The 25,002-nt window shown below is 62.2% G+C and carries 23 protein-coding genes; 7 read left to right on the top strand and 16 right to left on the bottom strand.

Translation table 11 applies throughout. The annotated features are described in order from the left end of the window. Positions 1–34 precede the first annotated feature (34 nt). Positions 35–382, bottom strand: coding sequence for a DUF4157 domain-containing protein (locus tag HBN54_RS02780; protein ID WP_210427909.1), 348 nt, complete (start codon positions 380–382; stop codon positions 35–37). Positions 383–715: 333 nt separating this feature from the next. Here HBN54_RS02780 and HBN54_RS02775 point away from each other — a divergent pair, with 333 nt between their 5' ends. From HBN54_RS02775 to HBN54_RS02760, 4 genes are all read left to right on the top strand, one after another. Beyond that, positions 716–1,429 carry a C40 family peptidase gene (locus HBN54_RS02775; RefSeq protein ID WP_168671606.1) on the top strand — a complete coding sequence of 238 codons (714 nt, stop codon included), beginning with the start codon at positions 716–718 and terminating at the stop codon, positions 1,427–1,429. 269 nt (positions 1,430–1,698) lie between these two features. Continuing rightward, positions 1,699–3,450: a DUF1800 domain-containing protein gene (locus tag HBN54_RS02770; protein WP_168671605.1), complete on the top strand. Its 1,752-nt coding sequence runs from the start codon at positions 1,699–1,701 to the stop codon at positions 3,448–3,450. Positions 3,451–3,551: 101 nt separating this feature from the next. Then, on the top strand, positions 3,552–5,129 hold the full coding sequence (locus HBN54_RS02765; protein ID WP_168671604.1) for a DUF1501 domain-containing protein: 1,578 nt from the start codon (positions 3,552–3,554) through the stop codon (positions 5,127–5,129). Between the two features lie 185 nt (positions 5,130–5,314). Next, complete coding sequence (locus HBN54_RS02760) at positions 5,315–5,551, top strand: hypothetical protein (protein WP_168671603.1); 237 nt, start codon at positions 5,315–5,317, stop codon at positions 5,549–5,551. 261 nt (positions 5,552–5,812) lie between these two features. On the opposite strand, the gene HBN54_RS02755 is transcribed toward HBN54_RS02760, so the two are convergent. The 4 genes from HBN54_RS02755 to HBN54_RS02740 all read right to left on the bottom strand — a co-directional run bounded on the left by HBN54_RS02755 (position 5,813) and on the right by HBN54_RS02740 (position 11,349). Further along, positions 5,813–6,931 carry an energy transducer TonB gene (locus HBN54_RS02755; protein ID WP_168671602.1) on the bottom strand — a complete coding sequence of 373 codons (1,119 nt, stop codon included), beginning with the start codon at positions 6,929–6,931 and terminating at the stop codon, positions 5,813–5,815. A gap of 52 nt (positions 6,932–6,983) precedes the next feature. Next, positions 6,984–7,643, bottom strand: coding sequence for a TonB family protein (locus tag HBN54_RS02750; RefSeq protein ID WP_168671601.1), 660 nt, complete (start codon positions 7,641–7,643; stop codon positions 6,984–6,986). Positions 7,644–7,863: 220 nt separating this feature from the next. Next, the gene (locus HBN54_RS02745) at positions 7,864–10,299 is read right to left on the bottom strand and encodes a penicillin acylase family protein (RefSeq protein ID WP_168671600.1); all 2,436 of its coding nucleotides are present in this window, start codon (positions 10,297–10,299) and stop codon (positions 7,864–7,866) included. A 225-nt stretch (positions 10,300–10,524) separates the two neighbouring features. Continuing rightward, positions 10,525–11,349, bottom strand: a complete 825-nt coding sequence (locus HBN54_RS02740; RefSeq protein ID WP_235955349.1) for a septal ring lytic transglycosylase RlpA family protein — start codon at positions 11,347–11,349, stop codon at positions 10,525–10,527. Positions 11,350–11,758: 409 nt separating this feature from the next. Between HBN54_RS02740 and HBN54_RS02735 the strand changes: the two genes are divergently transcribed. Continuing rightward, positions 11,759–12,685 carry a DUF72 domain-containing protein gene (locus tag HBN54_RS02735; RefSeq protein WP_168671598.1) on the top strand — a complete coding sequence of 309 codons (927 nt, stop codon included), beginning with the start codon at positions 11,759–11,761 and terminating at the stop codon, positions 12,683–12,685. Between the two features lie 133 nt (positions 12,686–12,818). Here HBN54_RS02735 and HBN54_RS02730 read toward each other — a convergent pair whose 3' ends face one another. The 11 genes from HBN54_RS02730 to HBN54_RS02680 form a co-directional block, all read right to left on the bottom strand. Continuing rightward, complete coding sequence (locus tag HBN54_RS02730) at positions 12,819–13,409, bottom strand: arylesterase (RefSeq protein WP_168671597.1); 591 nt, start codon at positions 13,407–13,409, stop codon at positions 12,819–12,821. Positions 13,410–13,622: 213 nt separating this feature from the next. Next, positions 13,623–13,925 carry a DUF4286 family protein gene (locus HBN54_RS02725; RefSeq protein ID WP_168671596.1) on the bottom strand — a complete coding sequence of 101 codons (303 nt, stop codon included), beginning with the start codon at positions 13,923–13,925 and terminating at the stop codon, positions 13,623–13,625. A gap of 106 nt (positions 13,926–14,031) precedes the next feature. Beyond that, a complete protein-coding gene (locus tag HBN54_RS02720) occupies positions 14,032–14,478 on the bottom strand; it encodes a DUF6526 family protein (RefSeq protein ID WP_168671595.1) in 447 nt (148 codons plus the stop codon). Positions 14,479–14,591: 113 nt separating this feature from the next. Next, positions 14,592–14,990 carry a hypothetical protein gene (locus tag HBN54_RS02715; RefSeq protein ID WP_168671594.1) on the bottom strand — a complete coding sequence of 133 codons (399 nt, stop codon included), beginning with the start codon at positions 14,988–14,990 and terminating at the stop codon, positions 14,592–14,594. Between the two features lie 103 nt (positions 14,991–15,093). Continuing rightward, positions 15,094–16,332, bottom strand: coding sequence for an MFS transporter (locus tag HBN54_RS02710; protein WP_235955348.1), 1,239 nt, complete (start codon positions 16,330–16,332; stop codon positions 15,094–15,096). 87 nt (positions 16,333–16,419) lie between these two features. Next, complete coding sequence (locus HBN54_RS02705) at positions 16,420–17,376, bottom strand: cation diffusion facilitator family transporter (RefSeq protein ID WP_168671593.1); 957 nt, start codon at positions 17,374–17,376, stop codon at positions 16,420–16,422. 126 nt (positions 17,377–17,502) lie between these two features. Next, complete coding sequence (locus HBN54_RS02700) at positions 17,503–18,210, bottom strand: ClpP family protease (protein WP_168671592.1); 708 nt, start codon at positions 18,208–18,210, stop codon at positions 17,503–17,505. 95 nt (positions 18,211–18,305) lie between these two features. Further along, entirely contained in the window at positions 18,306–18,560 is a 255-nt protein-coding gene (locus tag HBN54_RS02695) for a hypothetical protein (protein WP_168671591.1), read from the bottom strand. 3 nt (positions 18,561–18,563) lie between these two features. After that, on the bottom strand, positions 18,564–19,142 hold the full coding sequence (locus tag HBN54_RS02690) for an RNA polymerase sigma factor (RefSeq protein WP_168671590.1): 579 nt from the start codon (positions 19,140–19,142) through the stop codon (positions 18,564–18,566). A gap of 133 nt (positions 19,143–19,275) precedes the next feature. Continuing rightward, the gene (locus tag HBN54_RS02685; protein ID WP_168671589.1) at positions 19,276–21,741 is read right to left on the bottom strand and encodes a TonB-dependent receptor; all 2,466 of its coding nucleotides are present in this window, start codon (positions 21,739–21,741) and stop codon (positions 19,276–19,278) included. Between the two features lie 97 nt (positions 21,742–21,838). Next, positions 21,839–22,189 carry a hypothetical protein gene (locus HBN54_RS02680; protein WP_168671588.1) on the bottom strand — a complete coding sequence of 117 codons (351 nt, stop codon included), beginning with the start codon at positions 22,187–22,189 and terminating at the stop codon, positions 21,839–21,841. A 306-nt stretch (positions 22,190–22,495) separates the two neighbouring features. On the opposite strand from HBN54_RS02680, the gene HBN54_RS02675 reads away from it, so the two are divergent. Together HBN54_RS02675 and htpG are read left to right on the top strand one after the other, a co-directional pair. Next, complete coding sequence (locus tag HBN54_RS02675; RefSeq protein WP_168671587.1) at positions 22,496–22,834, top strand: hypothetical protein; 339 nt, start codon at positions 22,496–22,498, stop codon at positions 22,832–22,834. Positions 22,835–23,079: 245 nt separating this feature from the next. Next, on the top strand, positions 23,080–24,897 hold the full coding sequence (gene htpG, locus HBN54_RS02670) for a molecular chaperone HtpG (protein ID WP_168671586.1): 1,818 nt from the start codon (positions 23,080–23,082) through the stop codon (positions 24,895–24,897). The last annotated feature ends 105 nt before the right edge of the window (positions 24,898–25,002 follow it).

Here is a 25,002-nt window from a genome sequence, read left to right as displayed (position 1 = left end):
TATTTTGGCTTTCGCGGTTCTTAACCCCCTCAAATCAGGGCTGCGCGTGGCGTGGCAGGGGGCGTAGTACGTGGGCGGGGTTGGCCAGCACCACGCGGCGGGCTTCCTCGCGGGCTTCCACTTCAAACTTGTTGTGGTAGTAGCCCACGCGGGCCGACTCGATGAGGTATTTCCAGAGGAAGGGAAGCAGGCCGTGCTCCTGGTACTGGCGCAGGTGCACGGCCTCGTGGGCCACCCATTCGGCATCGGCTAAGAAGTCCTCGCGGGAGGCTCCGCTCAGGTGCACGGTTTGGCCCACTACCATGGCCACGCGCCGGGCTTTTAGCACGCGGCGGGCAATGAAAGCGAGGGGAGAATTGGTCCAGGTCCGGAGTTTTTGCATGAAGTAGGATATATGAATATTCTGACCGCGCAGATACGAAGTAAAGAGGAGCTTGGTTGCAAGCTGTAAGGTTAATATTTGTTGATAAAATTATCTTTTGTAAAGTATTTTTGCCCTTTTTAAAGAAAAAGTGCCGGACTTACGAAAAGTTTAACCTAGCTTTACCCTGTGACCTGTTCTACGAACAATAGAAATTATCGGGTACAACTGCTTTTCATCACCTCTTCACTCGGCTGCAGTCAGCCTTGCCTATCGCCTAAGAAAGCTACTACTCCGGCTCTTCCGCCCTCACCTTGGAATCCGGTTTTTTGCCCCCAACCCTAACGACGGACAATGAAACACAGCCTCCTGTATTGCCTCGCCGCTACCTCGCTGGCCCTCTCCTTCTTCTTTGAACGCGCCCCCGAAGCTTCGGTTATGGCCCGTGCCGCTTCGGCACCGGTCGTAGCCGAAGCTTCGCTGCTTCCGGCCCTGACGATAGGAAAGCCCGCCACCGAGCCTCGCGACTTTGGCAACCCACCGGCCACCAAGCCCACTGCCGCCGAGCTGGCCGCCTCCCGCGACTCGCTCACCTACCACTACTACGCCCAAACCCTGGGACTGCACCTGGCCTTCGACGAAAACAAGGACCTGCTGCGCACGGTAACCGACTGGATTGGGACGCCTTACAGCTACGGCAGCAATTCGCGCAAGGGCACCGACTGCTCGGGTTTCGTGACCCGCGTATTCCACGAAGTATACGGCATCAACCTCATTCACTCGTCGCGCGCTATGTTTAGCAACACCAAGCGCGTGGCCAAAAGCGAGATGGAAACCGGCGACCTGGTGTTTTTCCGTCGGGGCCACGGCCCGATTTACCACGTTGGTATTTACCTGAAAGACGGCAAGTTTGCCCATTCAGCAACCAACGGGGGGGTCATGGTGAGCTCGCTGAACCAGCCCTACTACCACCGCAATTTCTACGCGGCCGGCCGCGTGCCCGCCGCCGTGGCTGCCGATGCTGCCGCGCTGGAAGAAGCCGCCACGGCCCTGGCTTCCGCTGAGTAGTAAGCCTGCGCCTACCAAAGCGCAAGACGGAGCGCCCGACCCTTGTGGTCGGGCGCTTTTTTTGTGGCCGCCCGGAGCCAGTAACCTGGGCCGGGAGGCGGCTGAAACGGTCACCACTTCATGCGATGCCCATTAAAAGAAACCGATACTTGCATTAAACCCGAGGCGAAGACTGTAGTCTTTGCTAAACAGCCGGTTAATGCCGTTGTATTCGGCGGCTGAACGGTACCTTGTAGCAACGTTTCTGGCCTCATTTTTTGCGCTTATTTATGAACCGTCGACATTTCCTCCAACGAAACGCGGCCGTAATTAATACCCCGGTGGCGGCTGTGGCCGGGCGGCCCGGGCCGCTGGCCGGCCCTGCGGCCGCCCTGGCCCAGCAGGACCCGCCCGAAACCGTGAGCCGCTACGCTAATAAGGAGTTGCCCACCGGCCTGGCCCGCACTACCAGCACCCTCACGCCCTACGCTGGCACCTGGGGCTACGAGCAGGCCGCGCACCTGCTGCGCCGCTGCCTGTTTGGCCCCACCCGGCCGGAGATTCTGGCGGCGGCCGGCTCCAGCCTCACGGCGGTGCTCAATGGCCTGCTCACGGCCCCCGCCACTGCCCCCGACCCGCCCGTGAACGTGTCGGCCACCGATACCAGCGTGCCCATTGGCCAGACCTGGACGGCGCAGGTATTCGACCAGAACTTTGAGGGTGTGCGCCGCACTTCGCTGCGCGACTGGTGGCTGGGGCAGGTGCTGGGCCAGGGCACCACGCTGGTGGAGAAGATGACGCTGTTCTGGCACAACCACTTTGTAGTGGAAATCAGCAACATCAACGATGCGCGCATGGGCTACGAATACTGCCGCCTGCTGCGCCAGCACGCGTTGGGCAACGTGAAGCAGCTGGCCAAGGACGTGACCGTGACGCCCGCCATGCTGCGCTACCTCAACGGCAACCAGAGCGTGGTGGGTGCCCCCAACGAGAACTACGGCCGCGAGCTACTGGAGCTGTTCACGGTGGGCAAGGGGCCCCTGATTGGCACCGGCAACTACACCAACTACACCGAGGCCGACGTGCAGGCCGCCGCCAAAGTACTCACCGGCTGGCGCGACCTGGCTACCGTGCCCGTGGGCAGCTACTACACCGCCAGCCGCCACGATACCACGACCAAGGTGTTTTCTTCGGCCTTTGGCAATGCCAGCATCGTGGCCAGCGGCAACACGGAGTATCAGGCGCTTATCAACCTGATTTTCCAGCAAGTGGAGACGGCGCGGTTTATCGTGCGCAAGCTCTACCGTTGGTTTGTGTATTATTTGATTGATACGCAGGTCGAAACGGATATTATCCGGCCGCTGGCTACCATCCTCATCAACAAAAGCTTCGATGTTGTGCCGGTGCTGCGGGCGTTGTTCAGCTCCGAGCATTTCTTCGATGCCCTGAATGTGGGCTGCCTCATCAAAAGCCCGCTCGATTTCACGGTGGGGCTGTGCCGGCAGATGCAGGTAGCGTTTCCGCCCGCCACCAACGTGGCTGTGCAGTACGGCATGTGGAACTACCTCAACGGCCTGACCTTTGTGCAGCAGCAAACGCTGGGCGACCCGCCCAACGTGGCCGGCTGGGCCGCCTACTACCAGACGCCGCAGTACCACGAGCTCTGGATAAACGCCGTGACGCTGCCGCGCCGCAACCAGGTTACGGACCTGTTCATTGGCACGGGCTACACGCGCAGCGGGGTCAATATCAAGATTGACGTACTGGCGCTCACGCAGTTGTTCCCGGCCGCCACGGCCTCAGACTGCAACCTGCTGATTGACGAGTATGTGAAGCTGATGCTGCCCATCGCGCTCACTGCCAACCAGATTGCCTTCCTGAAAACCGCCCTGCTGCCTGGCCTGCCCGATTTTGAGTGGACCGTGGAGTGGCAGCAGTACCTGGCCGCGCCCACCAACACGGCCAAGAAGGCGGCCGTGACTACCAAGCTGCAAGCCATGCTGCGCGCCCTGATGGGCCTGGCCGAATACCATCTTTCTTAAGCTGTTGGCTGGCAGCTATCAGCTGTTAGCTCTCGCAAACAACCATTTGTCAACTGAAGCTGCTGGCTAATAGCTGACAGCTCATAGCTAACGGCTTACCCATGAAACGTCGCGAATTTCTACAGACTACGGCTGCGGCCTCGGTTGGTACTGCTTTTTTGAGCGGGCTGCCCATTGGGGCCTACGGGCACTCGGCCCAGCTGGCGGCCCTCACCAATGCCACCACGGTTTCGGATAAGGTGCTGGTCATCATTCAGCTGCAAGGCGGCAATGATGGGCTGAACATGATTATCCCGCTGGACCAGTACCCGGCCCTGCTGGCGGCGCGCAGCAACATTGCCCTGCCCCAAGCGCAGGTGCTGCCGCTCACCACGGCCACCGGCATTCATCCGGCCATGGCCTCGCTCCAGAACCTGTACCAGAACGGCAAGCTGGGCGTGGTGCAGAGCGTGGGTTACCCCAACCCCAACTTCTCGCACTTCCGGGCCACCGATATCTGGACCTCCGGCTCCGAGTCGAACGTGACCTGGACCACCGGCTGGGCCGGCCGCTACCTCGACGGCGAGTTTGCGGGCTTCCCCACCGGCTACCCCAGTACCCAGAACCCTGACCCGCTGGCCATCAGTATTGGCTCGGTGGTGAGCAACTGCGTGCAGGGACCGACGGTGAACATGGGCATGGCCATCGCCAGCACGTCGTCTTTCTATCAGCTGCTTAGCGGGGGCGTCGATGCCGCGCCGAACACGCCGGCCGGGCACGAGCTCACCTTTATCCGGCAGGTGGTGAGCCAGACGCAGGTGTACACCACGGCCATTCAGGCGGCGGCCGGGCGCGCCCAGAACCTCTCGCCGCTGTACCCCACGGCGGGCCAGAACTCGCTGGCCGACCAGCTCAAAATAGTGGCCCAGCTGGTGGCCGGCGGCCTGAGCACCCGCATCTACGTGTGCCAGCTCGGCGGCTTCGACACGCACACGCTGCAGGTGCCCAGCACGGGCAGCACCACCGTGGGCACCCACGCCACGCTGCTGGGCAAGATTGCGGAGGCCGTGAACGCCTTCCAGGACGACCTGCGGCGGCTGGCCATTCAGGACCGGGTGGTGGGCATGACGTTCTCGGAATTCGGGCGGCGCATTCGCTCCAACTCGGGCTTTGGTACCGACCACGGCGCGGCGGCGCCGCTGCTGCTTTTTGGCACCAAAGTGAACCCCATCGTGCACGGGGCCAACCCCACGCTGCCCACCAGTGCCGGCGTGAACGACAACATTCCCATGCAGTTCGACTTCCGCAGCATCTACACCAGCATTCTGAAAGACTGGTTCCAGGTGACGCCGGCCACACTCACGCAACTCTTCGGGCAGCCCTTCGCCTACGTGCCGGTACTGCGGCCCGGGGCCGTCACGGCCACGAATTCGGCGGCCGAGGTTGCCGATTTCACGGTGTACCCCAACCCGGTGGCGCGCGACGGCCGCACTACCGTCGCCTACGAAAGCGCCGGTGGCCACGTCCAAGTCGTGATGCTTGATTCCCTGGGCCGCGAAGTGCGCCGCACCGTGGACCAGATGCTGCCCCGCGGCCCCCAGCTGCTGCCCGTGGACCTGAGCGGGCTGGCGCCGGGCGCTTACTACTGCCAGGTGCGGGAGGACCGCCGCACCGGCTCGCGGATTGTTGTGATAGAGTAAAGCGAGGAATTATCAGGTAATGTGTTTTGGCAAATACTGCTGATAATGAATAATTTGCTTTTTGATATTGTGGGGTATTTTGGTTCTCGACCAGAAAAAAGGCAGCCCGGCCCGGCTCTTTTCCGTACAGCGAGTCAGGGGCGGCAACGGCCCTGTTTCACCTCTCCCTATTCAATACCAGCTTTATGGAAGCGCAAATCGAAAAACAACTCGAAGACATCCTGCCCGAAGACCTTGCCCGCACGTTCGAGAGCGCCTACCACGTATTTCAAGGCAAAACCGAACACGTAGACGACCTGCTGAAAAACGGCGGCGTGCTGCTGCGCAAAGCCGCGCAGCGCTTCACTCCCACGCAAATGGTACTCGGCATCGCGGCCATTGCGGCCGTAACGGTGGTGCTCATCAACCGCGCCAACGACTAGCGGGTGCCTGGTATTCTGTTGTAGAACAGCAGATTGCCAATGCTACACAAAAAAGGCGACCTTCTGCGGAAGGCCGCCTTTTTTGTGTCTTGCCGAAGTTGATTCGAAAGGAACTGCCCAGTAGGCAGCTATACTCGCCACGAAGTAGGGTGCGGGGCTTGTCCCCGCCCGGCGTTGTCACTGTTTCAACGATACCGTTCAACGCCGGTCGGGGACAAGCCCCGCACCCTACTTCGTGGCGAGTATCAGAAGCGTACTGCCTCAACGAATGTCAATCAGGACCGGCACGGCGAGGCGCACGGCTACGGGCTGGCCGTTGTGGCGGCCGGGCTCGAAGCGGGGCAGGCGCAGGGCCGCCGCCAGCACGGCCTCGTCCAGGGCGCTGTTGATGGGCTTGAGCATGACCGGGCGCGTGACGCGGCCATCGGGCTCCACCACGAAGCTCATCTGGCCCTCGCCGCTGCTGGCGCGCTCAGGGTACTCTATAAGTTCCTGTAGGGCGGCTTGTAGGCCATCGGGGCCGCTGCGGCCGGATAGCACGGGCATCTGCTCGACCTGGTTGTACACCTGGTTTTCGGGTACCGGTGCGGCCTGGCCGGTGGGTGGCGCGGGCGGGCTGAACGAGATGTTGACCACCTGGTACACGGCCACGGGCTGGTCGTCGTAGCCCAAGGCGGGCTGCCAGCGCGGGAAGCCACGTACGAGGCGCAGGGCTTCGTCGTCGCAGCTGGGGCAGAGGGGGTTGATGACTTCGCTGGCCCCGATGCGGCCATCGGCCTTCAGCACGAAGCGTACCGCGACGCGGCCCTGGAGGTCGCGCTGCTTTACTTCGGCAGGGGTGGATTTGTTCTTTTGCAGGTACTGCTCCAGGGCCGCGTCGCCGCCGGGGAACCGGGCCGGCCGGGTGACTTCCGTGCTGGCAAATACGTGGCGCGGCGACAGGAACATAACCGGCACCGTGAGCAGCACCGCCACCGGCTGGCCCTGGTAGCGGCCCGGCAGCAGGCGCGGCATGCGCTTCACGGCGGCCAGCGCGGCGGCATCGCAGGCGGGGCTGAGCGACTGCACCACGGCTGCCTTTCGCCCCACGCCACTCACCCCCACCACCACGCGCACGAATACCCGGCCTTCGGTGCGGCCCTCGCGCACTTCCAGCGGCAGCTGAAGCTGCTTCTGCACGGCTTTCACCAAGGCCAGGTTGCCGCCGCCGTCGGGCAGGGTGGGCATCTGGTCCACGTAGTTGAATATCTGCGTGGTATCGGTGGCGTACTGGCCATAGGACTGGGCAGCGGCGGGGCGGGGCGGCAGCGAGAGGAGCAGGAAGAATAATCTGCCCAACAACCACGGGCGGCGAAGTCGCTTTAGTTGGTCGGTATTCATGTGGCAAATTTATAGCTGGCCGTAATCTACGGCCAGCTATTTAGGGGGCCATTCAGGGTTTTTGCGGGAGCTGGCCAAACTGCACGGGCACGGTCATGCTCACGGAGGCGGGCAGCCCGTTTAGCTTGCCCCCCACGAAGCGTGGCAGTTGCCGCACGGCGGCCAGCGCGGCGGCATTGCAGTTGGCACTCAGCCCCCGGACTATTTTAACGTCGCGAATCACCCCGCTGGGGCCGACGATAAAGCCCACGAATACCTTGCGGACGAGGGTGTCATTTGCCACTTCGGCCGGCATCACCAAAGCCCGCTGAATGGCTTGGGTGATAGCGACGCCGCTAGTGCTGCCCGGTAAGTGAGGCATTTGGTTTACTAACGGATACACACGGTTCAGCGTGTCGAGCAGGTCGGTTTTCGAGTCCTGCATCCGAAACGAAATAGGGAAGGTAAACCCAACGTCGATGGGCTGGCCTTGCCGGGTGCCCGGAATGAGACGAGGAAGGTCGCGCACCGCGAGTAAAACGGCCTCATCGCAGCCGCCGCCAATGCTTCGCACAATTTTTTCGTCACGGATTTCCCCGGTTTTTGTCACCACAAAATACACCATTACAACGCCTTCTATACCCAGCTGCTCCGCTCGGGTAGGATAATGCAGCCTACTGTGAATGGCCTTGCTGATGGCCCGGTTGCCGCCCCCGCCAGGTAACTGAGGCATCTGCTCTAATAAGGTATATTGCTTGCCTTCAGGTTTTTTTGGTTCCTGGTTGGACGGCTCGGTAGTAGATGTTTGAGCGGCAGCAGATTGGGGAATTGAAAGCCATAGTAGCAAGGCAAGGCTCGAAAATAAACGGGGTTTGGTAGAACGGAGGGGCGATTTCACAAGCGGAGCTATAAATAAGGCTGGGAGATGGAAGGTCTCGGAAAGTCTCGGGAATTTACTTTCCCTGCAGCGTCCACGCCGTAGCTACCCGCGCGTTCGGCTCCTCCGCGCTGCGCAGAAAGACCAGCTCGTCGAGCTGGCCTACGCGCCAGGTTTCCAGTAGGTTGGAATAGAAGGGCGAGCCGGGGTTGCCGCTCTGGCCGCCGGGGTACACGCCGTAGGCGCGCACCTGGGGGCCCAGCGCTACCACCATGCGCCAGCTGGGGCCCTGGCGCTCGGTGGTGGCGTTCACGATGCCGGAGCCGCCGCCGCAGTCCACGTCCATCTGCCCGAAGCCGGGGAGACTGAGCAGGTGTAGGATGTCGGTGCTTTTCTGGCTGGCCCAGCGCCATTTGGGGCCTTGCGCGCCGTATTTGCGGGTGAGGCTGTCCACGGCCCAGTGCAGGCTTTGGCGGGCCAGCAGGGGCAGGGTTTCGCGGGTGGGGGTGCGACGGTCGTCAATCCAGCGGCTGCTGTCTTCGGTCAGAATCAGGTTGTTGGTGCGGTCGCGGGCGGGGCGGCGGTAGGCCGGGCCTTTGGGGTCGAGGGGGAAATCATCGTCCCAGAGGCGCTTCACTAGGTTTTCGTACCACAGCTCAAACAGGCTGGGGCCCACGGCATCGGCCGTGTACTGGTAGTCCCAGTGGCGCAGGGCGGCCAGGGCCTGGCCCTCGGGCGAGGCGGCGGCTTGTGCGCCGACCAGTGCCAGCATGCGCGGCAGCATCAGTTGGGCATTCAGGCCGAGCACGTCGTTCTGGAGCAGGCGCAGGCTGTCGGCCGTGACTATGGGCATCTGGCCGAGGCGCTGGTTGATGCGCCGGCCGCGCTCCGACGAGCCGTAATCCCAATTCATATAATAAGGATAGTCCTGCGGCCGCACCGACGACTGGTTGGCCGACGATACGAAGCCCCGGGCCGGGTTCTTGGCGTGCGGGTTCTGGGCGGCCGGAATCCAGCCCTGCCAGTCCTGGGCCGGGTCGCGGCCGTCGAGCAGGTACTTGCCCTGCTCGCGCCATTTCAGCGGCAGGTGGCCGTTGGGCCAGATGGCAATGTCCTGGCCGGCATCGGCAAAGACGAAGTTCTGGGCCGGCGCGCCGTAGCTGGCCAGCGCGGCCGTGTAGTCGGCGTAGGTGTGGGCGCGGTTGAGCTGATAGAACGTTTTGAACTCGTTGGCCGCGTCGTGGGCCGTCCAGCGGGCCGCGTAGCCGATGGGCACGTAGGATAGGAAGGGCTTCTGGGGGCGGTCGTACACCACCGGGCCGTGGTGGGTATATAATACGGTATCGAGGCGGTCGGGCTGGCCGCGCACTTTGATGTGCTCCACCACGCGGCGCACGGGCTTCCAGCGGCCGCCGTGGAAATATTCCAGCTTGCGGGCATCCCGAAACTGCACCTGGTACCAGTCCAGCACGTCGGCGTAGGTGTTGGTCACGCCCCAGGCCGCCTGCTCATTAAAGCCAATGATGGCCAGCGGCGCGCCCGGAATCGACACGCCGTACACGTTCACGCCCGGCGCGGTCAACTGCACCTGGTACCAGATGCTGGGCAGGTTGAGCTGCAAATGCGGGTCGTTGGCCAGCATCGGGAAGCCGGTGGCCGAGCGTGCCCCGCTCACCGCGAAGTTGTTGGAGCCCAGGTCGCGCGAAGGCTCCTGGTCGGGTGCATACGGCGCTTCGGCCGCCACGAAAGCGGGCGGCACGGGCGGCGTGGCCAGGGGCTGGAAATCGAGTGGCGTACCCGCCGGAATCACCGGCGACTCGCGGGTGGGGTAGTCGGGAAACAGGTCGCGCATCACCGCCGGGCCGTACTTGCGCAGGGCATTGCTCATGCGCAGGTCGTCGGAGCGGCCGGTGAGGTCGAAGGCCATGTATTTGAGGATGAGGGCGCTTTTTAGCGGCTCCCAGGGCTCGGGCGCGTAGTCGAGCAGCTTGTACTCAAACGGGTAAGTGGCGGGCGTGAGGGTGTTGATGTAGGCGTTGATGCCGTCGGAATAGGCCCGCGCCACTACGCTGGTCACGGGGTCGGCCAGCACGGCAGTCACCGATTTCTGCGCCCCGAAGCCCAGGCCCATGCGCCGGAAAAACCGGTCCGTTTCCAGCCGCTCCGGCCCCAGGATTTCGGCCAGCCGCCCGGCTGCGACGTGCGCCACAAAGTCCATTTGCCAGAGGCGGTCGCGGGCCGTGAGGTAGCCCTGGGCCAGGTACAGGTCGTGGTCGTTTTGGGCGAAGATGTGGGGCACGCGGCGGTCGTCGTAGCGCACCGTCACGGGCTGCTGCAGGCCCGCGATGGCCAGTTGCTGCCGGGCCGGGAAGTCTTCGGGCCGCTCGCCGTTCTGCCAGAAGCCCCGGTACGGGCTCAGCAGCTTGCCGAAGGGCGGCAGGTTGCCCTGTTTGGTATTCAGCACCCAGATAAGGGTGAGGCACGCGGCCAGAGTCAGAAGCGCTTTTATCATGGCAGATAGTGAGTTGGGTTTCCGGGCGCAAGCTACTGCCCGAAGCCGCAGCGCGGCGGCATGTTGGTAGGAAGCAGAAAAGTCAAAATAGCAAAAGCCCCAGCGGGGCGACACTCGTTGATTCAAGTGTCGCCCCGCCGGGGCTTTAAAATGATTGGGAGCGGTGCTGCTACCGATATGTCGCCGCTCTGCGGCTAGTATTGGCGTATCAGAGCAATGCTATTTTCACCGCAGCGCGACTTCGCGCACCAGCCCACCAATGCCCCAGACCAGCAATTGCTGGCGAATGGCTTCGGCCTCGGGGCGCTCACCAAACTGGCCCACGAGCACGCGGCTGCGCTGGCGGCCATCGAGCAAATCCTGGGAAATGCTCACGGTGAGCTCGGGCAGCAGCGCCTTGATGCGGGCCTGCACCGTTTGGGCATTGGCGGCATCAATAAAAGAGCCGGCCTGAATGAGGAAGCCCGCCGGGCAGTTCACCGATTCGGTGGCCGTGATGACCTCGGCCTTGCTGGTGGTGGCAGCCGCGATGAGCTTTGCCGTGGCGCCAACCCGGGCCACTGAGTCGGCGGGGCTGATGGGGGCTTCCGGGGTTACGGAGTAGGTGGTGAAGGCGGCGTCGGGGTTGGGGTCGGCGGCGAAGAGGGCGGCCAGGTTTTCGGGGGTGGAAGCGGGGCCAAGGGGCGTTTCGGGGGCTACTACTTCGGCTACCACGGTGGCGGCACCGCACTCAACCACGCCCAGGGGCTTGGCGGCGGCTTCCGACAAATCAATGATGCGCTGGTGACGGAACGGGCCCCGGTCGGAAACCCGCACCACGACCGACTTGCCGTTCTTCACGTTCGTAACCCGCAGGCGGGTGCCGAAGGGCAGCGTCTTGTGGGCGCAGGTGTATTGAAAGCGGTTGTAGCGCTCGCCGCTGGTGGTGCGCCGGCCTTGGAAGTAACTGCCATACCAGGAGGCCCGGCCCCGCAACACCGTGGTAGCGTGGCGAGAGGCGGAAGCTGCTTTGGTGGTACCGGGGGCGGTGCGCGCTGAGGCGCTCAACAAAGTCAGCAGAAAAAAGAAGCAACTGGAAAGGACGAGTACTTGTAGGCGGCGAAATAAAATCATGCGATTCGCAGATGGTGAGCAGGACAAACATAGACCCATCCATTTGAGCAATGCTAAAAATCCACTGACCTCTACTAACCGAATTAGGTTAAAAATTGTCCTTTATCCAGAAATTTTGCATTTAATTAATCTTCATGTTGGGGTTAAAAGTAGCCGTGAGGTTGCCTCAAAGTATATTTTGCCGAATGAGGCCTTTGGCATTGCGTAGGTGCGAAAATTAGATTATGCGACGGGTGTAAAATTTGGGCATCGGCCCTACGACTACCTTCGGAACCGGGTTGCGCAAGTCCGGTTTTTTTCGTAAGAGTAGTAGCCCGCCGCCGGGCCCTAACCCTACCTTTGCCCCATGGATTTTGGCCGCTTGCCCGACCTTCGCTACGTTGATTTCAGCCTGCCGCCCGACCACCCCGAGACGGCCCGCGTGCTGGCCCGCGCCCGGCCCACGCAGCCCACGCCGGCCCGCATTTACGTGGGCTGCCCCATCTGGACGAACAAGGAGTGGCTCGGCACGTACTTCCCCGCCGGCATCAGGGAGCCCGATTACCTGCGCTACTACGCGCAGCAGTTCAATAGCATCGAGCTGAATACCACGCACTACCGCATCCCGGATGCCACCACCGTGCGGCGCTGGCGCGAGGCCGTGGGGCCGAATTCCGGCTTTAAGTTCTGCCCCAAGCTGCCGCGCAGCATCAGCCACGAGCGGGAGCTATTCCAGGCCGACGACTTGGTGGTGACCACGGCGCGGGCCTTCGAAGGGCTGGGCGAGAACCTAGGCTGGGCCTTTTTGCAGCTGCCGCCGCACTTCGGCCCCGAGCACCTGCCGCGCCTGGAACGCTTCCTCGTCGACTTCCCCACTACCGTGCCGCTGGCCGTGGAGCTGCGCCACCCGCGCTGGTTTGCCGACCCGGTTTTGACCGATGCCGTATTCGCCACCCTCGAAGCTCTGGGCAAAACGCTGGTGATAACCGACGTGGCCGGCCGGCGCGACGTGCTGCCCCTGCGCCTCACCACGCCCACAGCCTTCATCCGCTTCAACGGCCACGGCCTGCACAGCACCGACTATCAGCGCGCCGATGCCTGGGCCGAACGCATTGCCGCCTGGGTGGCCCAGGGCGTGCACGAAGTCTACTTCTTCATTCACCAGAAGGACGTGCGCCACGCGCCGGTTTTCGCCCAGTACTTACTGGAGAAAATCCGGGGGCTGACGGGGATTGTGGTGCCGCCGCCGCACATTATTCCGCAGCCGGTGCAGGGGAATTTGTTTGGGTTTTAGGGCCGGCTAATCGAACCGTCATGCCGAGCGCAGCCGAGGCATCTCGCGTGCTGCAGTGACTCAATCGAATGAATTACTAACACACGCGAGATGCCTCGGCTGCGCTCGGCATGACGGTTCGATAATCACTATACTACTGAGCAACTGGCTGTTGCAACAGCGGCCCCAGCACCTGCCACACGTTTTCGGCCAGAATTTTCTGGCCCGCCGCGTTGGGGTGAACGCCGTCGGCCAGGTTCAGCGCACGGTTTCCCAGCACGCCTTGTAGTAGGAAGGGCACGAAGGGCAGGGCGTTTTTATCGGCCAGGGTGCGGAAGAGGGCTTTGAACTCGGTGGCGTAGTGGGCCAGGCGGTGGCCACCGAGCGGGCCAAGGTCGAAGGGAAACTCCAGGCCGGCCAGCACCAGCTGGGCCTCCGGGTACTGCCGCCGCACGGCATCGATGATGAACTGCAGGTTTTGGGTGGTTTCGCGGACCGGGATGCCCCGGATGCCGTCGTTGGCCCCCAGGGCCAGCACAAATAAGTCAATCGGGTGGCGGGCCAGCACGGCGGACAGACGCTGGCGGCCGCCGGCGCTGGTTTCGCCACTCGCGCCGTAGTTGTAGGCTTTATAAGGAAGCGACTGGTTATCGAGCCGCTGCTGTAAGATGCTGGGGAAGCTGTTGGCGGCCGGCAGGCCGTGGCCGGCGGTAAGGCTGTCGCCGAAGAAGATGATGTTTTTCATGGATTGCTGATTTAACAGCACGGGAGGCGTTTTCGTGCCCAACTGGTACACTGGGGATTATAAGTAGTAGGGCAAAAAAAGAACGTCATGCAGAGCGCAGCGAAGCATCTTGCCCGCCATCAGTAATCCTTTTAATTGGATTGCGTTGTGCGGTAAAGATGCTTCGCTGCGCTCTGCATGACGTTCTTTTCAGCAGGACCTGTGTAAACAGATTTATTCCACCACTTCCAGCACGGTGCGGAACGAGACGTACTTGCCGGCGAAGTGCTTTTCCATGTCGGCGCGCAGGGCCGGGGCGCAGATGGCCTGGTATTCTTCCAACTGCTCCAGGCTGAGGCAGTAGTATTGGGCGGCGTAGGTGATGCCGCCCTCTTCCTCATCGAGCAGGCGCAGAAGCTGGCTCTTGATGAAAAACCCGGTTTCCATTACTTCAGGAATGTGGGTGGTGCGCATGTAGTCGAGCCATTCGTCGGCGGCGGTGGGCTCGAGGCTGCTGGTGACGTTGTAGAGAATCATAATTCGGGGTAGTGGATTGGTGGGCTGGTGAATTGGTGACTTTTCTGGAACAATGGGACCAATCAGGTAAAAATCCACCATTCCACTAACTCACCAATCCATCAAATCAAACGCGCATGGCGTCGAACTGAAAGTCGGTGATACGGGCCTGAATGTCTTTGGGTGTGAGGTTGGACGTGGCGGCGGCCTGGGCCAGGGCGGGCAGCTCGGCGTCGCCGGCCAGGCGCAGGCTCAGGATTTGGCCAATGCTGAGCTGCTTTTCGAGCGGGGCGAAGCGCTGGCCGCTCACCTCAAAATAGCGCTGGCGCACTTCGAGCCGGCAGATGCGGTCCTGCAATTGCAGGGCGTAGTGCTGGCGCAGCATCACGAGCACCCCGAAGCCGATGACGGCCAGCGCCGCCACGCTGAACCAGAGCCGGGCCGTCTGGTCGTCGTCGCCGGCCACTTTGGTATAGCGCAGTATGGTGTAGCCGGCCATGAGCAGGGCCAGCGGCAGCAGCACAAAATGGTGCCACGGATAATACATGGCGGTGTTTTTGGTGGGCGTGGCCATACGGGTAAGAGGGGTTGAGGTGGGCGAAAGTAGGGGGGCGGACTGATAAGCGGGCAATAAAAAACTCCGGCCGAAGCCGGAGTCTTTCTGAATACGACGGAATGGCCGCTTCGTTATTTCATTTCCTTGGCGCGTTTCTTTTCGGCCCTGGCCATGTCGCGGGCGGCGCGCTCCTGCTTCTTGGCTTCTTTAGCGGCGGTGCGCTGCTCTTTGAGCTGGGATTTCTGGGCCTTTTCCTGCTTGCGCTGCTCGCGGAGCTGCTTTTTCAAGTCCGATTGCTGGTTGGCGGTTTCTTTCAGCTGGTTGCGGCTGTCACGCACGGCCTGGTCGCTGTTGTTGGTCTGCTGCTTCTGGGCGTCGTAGGTTGCTTTGGCATCGGTGGCGCGCTGCTGCTGCATCTCCGGCGTGAGAGCCGGCTCAGCAGTGGCGGGCATGGGAGCTGGGGTAGTCTGGGCGTGGGCCGAAAAGGCCGAAGCTGCGATAATGGCCAGGAGGCCGAGTATTTTTTTCATGGGGAATGGGGGTAAAACCCGTTAGATTCGGCCTGTGTACGCCGGGCCCAAAACAAGGTTCTCAGAATTGTAGCTTCGGCTAAAGTGCAGCCGAAGCCGCCGGCTATTCTTCCACGTAGTCCAGGTCTTTGCCATAGCTCTCGGGCAGGGTGCTCACGGCCCAGAAGGCTACCAGCAGCGAAATGCCGCCCAGCACCGCCGCGCCCGGCACAAAGCCTAACTGCCCGCTCAGGTACTTGAAGGCCGGCACCAGGCCCACCACCGCGCCCCGTGCAAAGTTGGGCGCGGTGGTGGCCACCGTGGCCCGCAGGTTGGTGCCAAACTGCTCGGCCGCCACCGTCACAAACAAGGCCCAGAAGCCCACCGAAATACCCATCACAAAGCACACGGCATAAAAGGTAGTGGGCGAAGCGCCCTCAATTCCGAACAGGTACACGCCCACCAGCACGGCGCAAAACACCAGAAACACCTGCAGCGCCTTGTTGCGCGAGTGCCACAGCTGGCTGAGCGCCCCGCTGATAAAATCGCCAAACACCAGCCCGAAGTAGCACCAGAACACCGCCAGTCCGGCCGTGACCTCGCCCGTGAGCCCCAGCTCCCGCCCAAACTCGGGCGCCAGCGTCACCAGAATGCCCACCACGAACCACAGCGGTACCCCAATCAGCAAAATGCGCAGGTACTTGCCCAGCCGCGCCGGGTTGGTAAACAGGCTCAGGAAATCGCCCCGCGATACCGCCGCCTGGGCCTGCAGCTGCCGGAACATGCCCGACTCGAATACGCTCACGCGCAACAGCAGCAGCGCCAGGCCCAGCCCGCCGCCCACGAAATAGGCATTGCGCCAGCCCAGTTTCTCGCCCACCCAGTAGCCCAGCATGGCCCCGCTCACGCCCACGGTAGCCACTATCATGGTGCCGTAGCCGCGCTTTTCCTTGGGCAGGCTTTCGCTCACCAGGGTGATGCCCGCGCCCAACTCGCCGGCCAGCCCCACGCCCGCAATGAGCCGCAGCCAGGCATACTGGTCGATGGTTTGGACGAAGCCGTTGGCAATATTGGCCAGCGAATAGAGCAGGATGGAGCCGAATAGCACCGAGAGCCGGCCCTTTTTATCGCCCAATATTCCCCACAGGATGCCGCCGACCAGCATGCCGCCCATCTGCATGTTTATCAGGAATAAGCCCCGGTCCGTGACGGCGGCTTTGTCGATAATGCCCAGGTCATTCAGGCTTTTAACCCGCACGATGCTGAACAGAATCAGGTCGTAGATATCAACGAAATAGCCCAGCGCCGCCACGACGACGGCAGCGGTGAGCACAGTGGTTTTAGTAGGGTGGGAGGCTTGCATGGCCGAAATGTAGCAAGCAGTAGCGCGAACTCTGTAGTTCGCGTCCTCGCGCATCCCACAATCGTGCTAACGGCTCGGGGACGCGAACTACAAAGTTCGCGCTACTTCAGCCGTCATTTCGCAATGGCTGTGGCAGCCGCCGGGCAAGGGGCCATCCTCCACCTGCACGGTGCTGTGGCGGATGTTGAATTCGGTTTCCAAACCCTTCGTGAGGGCACCGAGCCACGCCGCATCGGCCCCGCCGGGACGCACGAGGTGGGCCATGAGGGCGGCATCGTGGCCGGCGCTGCTCAGGCTCCAGATGTGGAGGTCGTGCACGGATTCTACTTCGGGCTGCTGTAGCAGGTAGTCGCGCACGGCTTCGGGGTCGATGCCGTCGGGCACGGCCTGCAGGCCCAGGCGCAGGCTGTCGCGCAGCAGCCCCCACGAGCTGAAGGCAATGATGCCCAGAATGATGAAGCTGATGGCCGGGTCGAGCCAGGTCCAGCCGGTAAGCAGCACGAGGCCGCCGCCGGCCACCACGCCCACGCTCACCAGCGCATCCACCATCATGTGCAGGTAGGCCCCGCGCACGTTCACGTCGGCCTTCTGCCCACTGCGAAACAGCAGGGCCGTCACGCCGTTCACCAAAATGCCTACGCCGGCCAGCAGCATCACCCAGCGGCCGTTCACCGGCTCGGGGTGGCGCAGGTGGTCGATGGTTTCCCAGAGGATAAAGCCTACTGCAGCATAGAGCAGCGCCGTGTTCAGCAGCGCGGCCTGAATGGTCGCGCCCCGGTAGCCAAACGTGTAGCGCCGCGTAGCCGGCCGGCCCGCCAGCCAGGCCGCGCCCCAGGCCAGGGCCAGGCTCAGCACGTCGCTCAGGTTGTGGCCGGCATCGGAGAGCAGGGCGGCCGAGTGAGCCCACAGCCCGCCGGCCGTTTCGGCAATCACGAAGATTATATTGAGGGCAATGCCGATGGCAAAAGCGGCGTTGAAGGCCCCGCCGGGCGGCGGCGCGGCGTGCTGGTGGCCGGGGGCGGAATGGTCGTGGTCGTGGGGCATGAGGCGAAGCGTTGGCGCTACGCGGAGAACGTAAACGGTTGGGCTTTGGGTGCGGGTAGTAGCGCGAACTTTGTAGTTCGCGTCCCGGCGCATTTCGAAATCGTGTCAGCAGCGCGGTGACGCGAACTACAAAGTTCGCGCTACTGGGCGCGTCAGCACTTCGTCAATCAGGCCGTATTCCTTGGCCTCATCGGCCCGCAGCCAGTAGTCGCGGTCCGAGTCAGTGTGGATTTGCTGGTAGGTTTTGCCAGTGCGCTCGGCGTAGATGCCGTAGAGCTCTTCGCGGATTTTGATGACCTCGCGGGCCGTGATTTCGATGTCGGCCGACGGCCCCTGCACGCCGCCCGAGGGTTGGTGAATCATGATGCGGGCGTGGGGCAGGGCCGAGCGTTTACCAATGGCCCCGCCGCACAGCAGAAACGCGCCCATGCTGGCCGCCAGCCCGGTGCAGATGGTGGCCACGTCGGGCGTCACGTACTGCATGGTGTCATACATCCCGAAGCCGGCGTACACCGAGCCGCCCGGCGAGTTGATGTAGAGCAGAATGTCCTTGCGGGCATCGGCCGATTCGAGAAACAGCAGCTGGGCGTTGATGATGTTGGCAATGTTGTCGTCCACGGCCTGGCCCAGGAAGATGATGCGGTCCATAATCAGGCGGGAGAAAACGTCGATTTCGCGGAAGTTCTGCGGCCGTTCTTCGATGACTGAGCGAGTCATGTTGGTGATGTAGGGCCGGGCCAGGGCTTCGGTGCGGGTCAGGTATTGGTCCACGGTGAGGCCGTTGAGGCCCCGGCCGTGCACGGCAAATTTTCGGAATTCGGTTTGATTGAGCATGAGGAAAGAGTTGTGAGATTGGGTGGAAAAGGCATAGTGGTGCCACTCTTGCTGAAAAGCAGGAAGGAGCTGGCCCGTAATGAATGGAAGTGTTGTTATCCCGGCCAGAGGCGGCGGAGCCAGGCAAACCGGCCCGCGTGCAGCCGCTCATGAATCAGTCGCAGCTCCTGCCGTAGCTGCCGGCGGCCGGCCACGCGCAGTCCGTGGTAGAGCTGCTGCTGCGCTTGCGCATCAGCGGCCAGCTCGCCATCAATCAGCAGGCGCACGTTCCAGTCCTGGGCCGGGAGGGCGGCCGGGTTGTTGAGCAGTTGCTGTTCAATCAGCTGCAGACGTTCGAGTTCAGGGCGCATACCTTAATACTCGATGGTTTCAGCCGTGAAAGCCCGGCGCACCGAGTTGCGCAGCCGCTCCAGGCACTTGAATTTCTGCACCGTGGCCGAGCGCACCGAGCGGTAGCCGTTGGCTGCGGCAATCTGCGTGAGGGGCTGCTGGAAGTAGTAGAAGGCCAGCAGCACGTTCCGGCATTTTTCGCCCAGGCGCTCCACGTAGTCCAGCACGGCGAAAGCGGGCTCGGCCGTATCTGCCGACTCTTCGGCGGCCTGGAGTTCCAGTTCAGCCGGCAGGGCCTCGTGCGGCAGACGGTCGCGGCGGCGCAATTCGTGGTGCCACAGGTTGCGGGCAATGCCCACCAGGTAGGTGCTGGCCGAGGCCGTGAGCACGAGCGTGCCGCCCACGGCCTGCTCGTAAAGCACCACCAGCGCATCGTGAAATACATCCTGCGCGTCCTGGGCCGTACCGCCGTGGCCGCACACGTAGCGCCGCACCAGCGGGAAAGCCCGGCGGTAGAGCCGCGTCAGGGCCCGCTCGCGGTCGGTGAGCAGGGCGTCGCGCAGGGCGGTGGCAGCCGGCGCGGAAAGGAGGGAAGTAGTCATCGGAGCAGGCATGTACTAATTAATCCATTTCCGGCTTAACTATCACCCGGCGAGGCCAAAAAAAGCCGTTTGCTTCCCCGACGGGAGGCAAACGGCTTAAAATGAAAGCTTATTGCAGATTGCAGCAAGAAGCTTACTTGAACGCCAGCGGTACCACCAGCCGCACGCTCACGTTCCGGCCTTGGTTGAACACACCGTAGCGCCCGTTTGAGGCGTTGAAATCGGCATATTTCAGGCGGCTCAGGTGGCTCTGGTAGCCCACGTCGAACAGGTTGTTGGCCGTGATGAACAGCGAGAATAGCGTACGACCCTGCGCATCGGCCAAATCGGTGCCGATGCCGGCGTTGATGAGCGTGTAGCCCGGCGTGGCCGTTTCGGTGTCGAAGGCCGAGAAGTAGCGGTTCTGGGCGAAGGTGTGCTCCAGCTGCACGCGGGCGTAGGGATTGGTGATGCGCTGGCCCTGGCGGCGGAAATTGGCCCGCAGCTCCGATTGCAGCCGGTCGCCGGGGATGAACGGCAGGTATTTCTCGGCGGCGGCCACGTTCAGCTGCTCGGCGCGCACCATCGAGAACGAGTTCTCGAAGTGCAGCCAATCCAGCGGGTGGGGGTGGAAATCGAGGCTGACTTCGCCGCCCACCAGGCGGGCCTGGCCCTGGTCATATTGGTAGGCCCGGGTGTCGTTGCGCAGGGAGTCGCCCCCGCTGGCCGTGAGCAGCCGCCGCGTGAAAATGTAGTTGCTGATGCTGTTCTCAAACGCATCGACACTGAACCGGACGTGGTCCGTGACGTAGCTCACGCCGGCATCCACCTGCAGGCTGGTTTCGGGGCGGAGGTTGTCGTTGCCGATTTCGTAGCGAATGGTACCCTCGTGCTTGCCGTTCGAGCCCAGCTCCGCGATGTTGGGAGCCCGGAAGCCGCGTGAGAGGTTGGCCTTCACCGTGAGCTTCTCATTCAAATTGTAGGCTGCCCCCAGGCTGCCGCTGTAGTTGCGAAAGGTGCTCAGGAAGCCCGGAAACTTGGTTTCGGCATCGGGGTTGGTGCCGGTGGTGGGCCGCTCATTGCCGTCGAGCAGCAGCTTGTCGGCCGCAATCTGGCGCACATCGTACCGCAGTCCACCGCTGATATCCAGCGCCCCAATGGTTTTCTTGGCCACGCCAAACACGCCGCCCTCGCTCACGCGGTAGGCCGGAATCAGGAATTCCTGGCCCAGGTTCTGGTTTTGCTGGTGCAGGCCGCTGGTGCCCACGGTCAGGTTCCAGCCGTTGCGTTCGGGCAGGAAATAGCGCAGCGAGTAGTCCACGGTGCGCAGCTGGAAGTAAAGCGAGGTTTCGGTGGGGTCGAGCACGTTGCCGTACTCGCGGCGCAGGTTCTGCTGGTAGCTCACCTGCAGCCCGATGCGGCCGCCATTCGAGCCTAGGATAAAGCTGTTGTCGGTGCCGATGCGCAGGTGGTTAATCTGCTGCTGAGGCACGGCCAGGCCATAGCCGCGCAGGTCGCCGTCGGTCACGGGCACGCTTTGGGTCGAGTCGCCGCTGGGCACGTCTTTCAGGAAGCGGCCGGTTTGCGGGTCGCGCGCGCCCTCCGTCAGCCCCAGCCGCTGGTTGAACGTGCTGAACGTGAGGTGCGAATAGCCCCAGCTTTTGTTCACGCCCACGTAGCCATTGGCGTCCCACTCGTTAAAGCCCGAGTTGTACACCCGGCCGTCGTAGCGGTTCTGGTAGTCGCCGGCCACCTTGCGGGTGCCCCGCGCCAGCCAGTTGAAGCCGTTGATATTGCCCGCGTTCTGGAAAGAGTAGGCCTGCAGGTGGTTATTAGTCTGGTAGTTGGCCGTGGCCGTGCCTGTGATGTGGCCTTCGGCAATGGGGTCGGGGGCCACGAAGTTGATAACGCCGGCCATGGCATCGGAGCCGTACAGCAGCGAGCCCGGACCTTTGATAATCTCGGCCCGGTCCACGCTAAACTCGTCAATCTCAATGCCGTGCTCGTCGCCCCACTGCTGGCCTTCCTGCTTGGCCCCGTTGTTCAGGGTGATGACGCGGTTGTAGCCCAGCCCGCGCACCACGGGCTTGCTGATGGCCGCGCCGGTGGTAATCTGGCTCACGCCGGGCGTATGCGCAATGGCATCCACCAGGTTCGAGCCGGCCGTCTGGTTCAGCCGCGTGTGGTCCACTACCGAGGTGGGGATGGGCGAGCGCCGCAGCTGGGTGGCCTGCGACACGCCCGTCACCACCACCTGCCCAATCTCAGTGGCGGCCACCGTCAGCTTGAAATCGAGCGGCTGGCCGCTGCCCGTGTCCACGGTCTGCGTCACGGTGTTGTAGCCCAGCGAGCGCACCTGCACCGTGAAGCGCCCCCGGGGCAGGCTGCTGAAGCGGAACGAGCCATCCGGACCGGCAGCGGTGCCCTGCTTCAGGTCGTCGAAAATAATGTTGGCCCCGGGCAGGCCCTCGCCAGTGGCCGCATCGGTAACGCGGCCGGTGAGGGGCAGGGCGGCCGGGCGCACCCGCGCCGCCACGGGTGGGGCTGTTTGGGCAATAAGCGCCGTGGGCACCGCCGTCAGGCACACCAATAAAGAAAAACGGGAAAGATTGAATGACATAAAAAAAGCCAAAGCAGCCTAGCCCGCCAGCCGCTGCAAAAGCGTGGCTGCGGGCAAAGCAGGGTATTATCAGGAAGAAAAAAGAATGCGCCGGAGGTTAGGCGCGGCTGGGCGGGCCGCGCAACGACCGCGCAAAAAGCACCTCGCCGGCCGCCGGCCGCACGGGCGGCAGGGCAGGCATAGCGGCGTAGCGCATGGCCACCCGGGGCTGAGGCACCGCCACCGGTACGGCCCCCTGAAACGCCACATCGTAGAACTGCTCTACGTCGCAGTGCTGGTGCCGGGCGCTGACGAGGGCCTTGCCCTTGTGGCGAAAGGCCGGAGCCTGGGCCGGCTCCTCCGTGGTGTGGGCGTGGGGATGCAGGGCCAGAATCCACGCCTCGGGCAGCAGCGTCCGCACGAGGCAGAGCAACAGGAGGAGGGCTAAATGGGAACGCAGGGCTTGCACAATACAAAGATGGAGGTAAACGCCGAAAGTTGCTCCGTAAATAAATGTTACACGTTGCAACTGTTCACAAATCCTGGGCGGCGCATTTCCCGTATCGGTGCACTACCTTGCTGCCCGAGCGGCCTTTTAGCGCCTTTTTTTGTGATAATTAGCAATATTCCTGACTTTTCTTTGCAATACGACGAACAGCTGAGTCTGTTACGCATTGAATGGGCCTCCGGGGCCGACACCCGTACATTGCGCCAAAGCGCTGAGCAGCTCCTGGCTCTGGACCGGGAGTTGGGCGTCCGCAATTTGTTGCTCAACATGAATACCTTTCCCGACATCTCGGTCTACGACCAGGTGTGGCTTGGCGTAAGCTGGATGCCGGGCATCATGAAGCTGCCCCTGGAGCGGCTGGTACTCGTGAACCACCGCCACCGCGTGCACAACCAGCTGGCCATCGACTCGCTGCTGGCCATGTTCCGCAGCATCATAAAGTTTGATATTCAGTATTTCCCCCAGCCCGAGCCCGGCCTGCAGTGGCTGACCGACTACTCGGCCCGCCTGCCTGCGCTGCAAGCCGAGTGGGATGCCGTGTTCGGTCCCGGCCCAGCCCCGGCCAGCCCGCTCGAAGCCCCGTACCGGCACCAGTCCGAGCGGTAGTAGCCTGGTCAACAGCTTGTCATTCCGACGCAGGAGAAATCTGGATAAACCCGGTCGCGGATGACATTCAGATTCCTCCTGCGTCGGAATGACAAGCGACTCCGATTCGAAGTGCCTCTTCGCTCGTCGCTGTCAATCTGACAGCCAAGTACCCCTTGGAACGTCCTTTGAAAGCTACGGAAACCGTGGCTGGTGCCCGTGCGCCCGGCCATTCCGTCTGTATTCAACCGTTTCCCCTTTATATCATGCAAGAAACCGGCTCCATCTCCATCCACACCGAGAACATCTTCCCGATTATTAAGAAGTTCTTGTATTCCGACCACGAGATTTTCCTGCGGGAACTGGTCAGCAATGCCGTTGATGCCACCCAAAAGCTGAAAAGCCTGGCCCAGCTGGGCGAGTACAAAGGCGAGCTCGGCGAGCTGAAAGTGCGCGTGACCGTGGACAAGGAAGCCCGCAAAATCACAATTTCTGACCACGGCCTGGGCATGACCGGCGAGGAAATCAAGAAGTACATCAACCAGATTGCCTTCAGCGGCGCCACTGAGTTTGTGGAGCAGTACAAGGACAAGGATGCCACCACTAAGGACCAGATTATCGGGCAGTTCGGCCTGGGTTTCTACTCCGCGTTCATGGTGGCCAAGGAGGTTGAAATATTCTCGCAGAGCTACAAGGAAGGCACCGAAGCCGCCCACTGGACCTGCGACGGTAGTACGTCGTTCACCCTGGAAAGTACCGACAAGGCCGAGCGCGGCACCGACGTGGTGCTCAACGTGGCCGAAGATTCGGACGAGTTTCTGGAGGAGGCCCGCCTGCGCACCATCCTTACCAAGTACTGCAAGTTCCTGCCTATCCCGATTGAGTTCGAGGGCGAGCTCATCAACGACACAAACCCCATCTGGACCAAGCAGCCCTCGGAGCTGACCGATGAGGACTACAAGAAATTCTACCAGGAACTCTACCCCATGAGCATGGACGAGCCCCTGTTCTGGATTCACCTGAACGTAGATTATCCGTTCAATCTCACTGGTATTCTGTACTTCCCGAAGGTGAAGGACGAGCTGCAGTTCTCGCGCAACAAGATTCAGCTCTACTCGCGCCAGGTCTTCATCACCGACGAGGTGAAGGACGTGGTGCCCGAGTTCCTGATGCTGCTGCACGGCGTGATTGACTCGCCCGACATCCCGCTGAACGTGAGCCGCAGCTTCCTGCAGGCCGACGCGGCAGTGCGCAAAATCAATACCTACATCACCAAAAAGGTGGCCGATAAGCTGAGTAGCCTGTTCAAGCAGGACCGGCCCGGCTACGAGGAGAAGTGGTCCGACATTGGCATGTTCGTGAAGTACGGCATGCTGAGCGATGAGAAGTTCTACGATAAGGGCAAGGACTTCGTGCTGCTCAAGAATGTGGACGGCAAGCTATTCACCATCAGCGAGTACACCGAGCATATTCAGGCCAACCAGCAGGACAAGGACGGCAACACCGTGGTGCTTTATACCAACGATGCCGAGCAGCAGCACGGCTACGTGGCCGCCGCCAAAGAGCGCGGCTACGACGTGCTGAACTTCGACCACATCCTCGACCCGCACTTCATCGGCCAGCTAGAGCAGAAGCTGGAAAAAACCAGCTTCAAGCGCGTAGATGCCGACACGGTGAGCAAGCTCATCGAGAAGGAAGGCACCACCGAAAGCGTGCTGACCGAGGACGACACCAAGAAGCTGGAGGAAACCTTTAGCACGGCCATTGCCAACCCGGCCATGCACGTGAAAGTGGCCGCCCTCAGCCCGCAGGACGCCCCGGTTACCATCACCCAGAACGAATTCATGCGCCGCATGAAGGACATGCAGCGCACCGGCGGCGGCGGCGGCATGCAGATGTTCGGGGCCTTCCCCGAGTCGTACGACGTGACCGTGAACGCCAATCACCCGCTGGTAGCCAAAGTGCTGGCCGACGGCGGCGAGAAGCTCGCCAAGCAAGCGTTTGATTTGGCGCTACTGGCCCAGGGGATGCTGAAAGGCGAAGCCCTGACGGCGTTTGTGAAGCGTAGCACGGAGCTGCTGTAAACACCTGTATAGCGAAATTTTATTTCGCCCCGCGTCTGCGCCGATAGTAGTGCGCCAATAAATGCAAAATGCCCAGCGTCAGTGCAACGCTGGGCATTTTCTGTT

The sequence above is a fragment of the Hymenobacter artigasi genome (genome assembly GCF_012275535.1).
In the GTDB taxonomy this organism is placed as follows: Bacteria; Bacteroidota; Bacteroidia; order Cytophagales; family Hymenobacteraceae; genus Hymenobacter; species Hymenobacter artigasi.
This window is presented reverse-complemented; position numbering and strand designations above follow the sequence as displayed.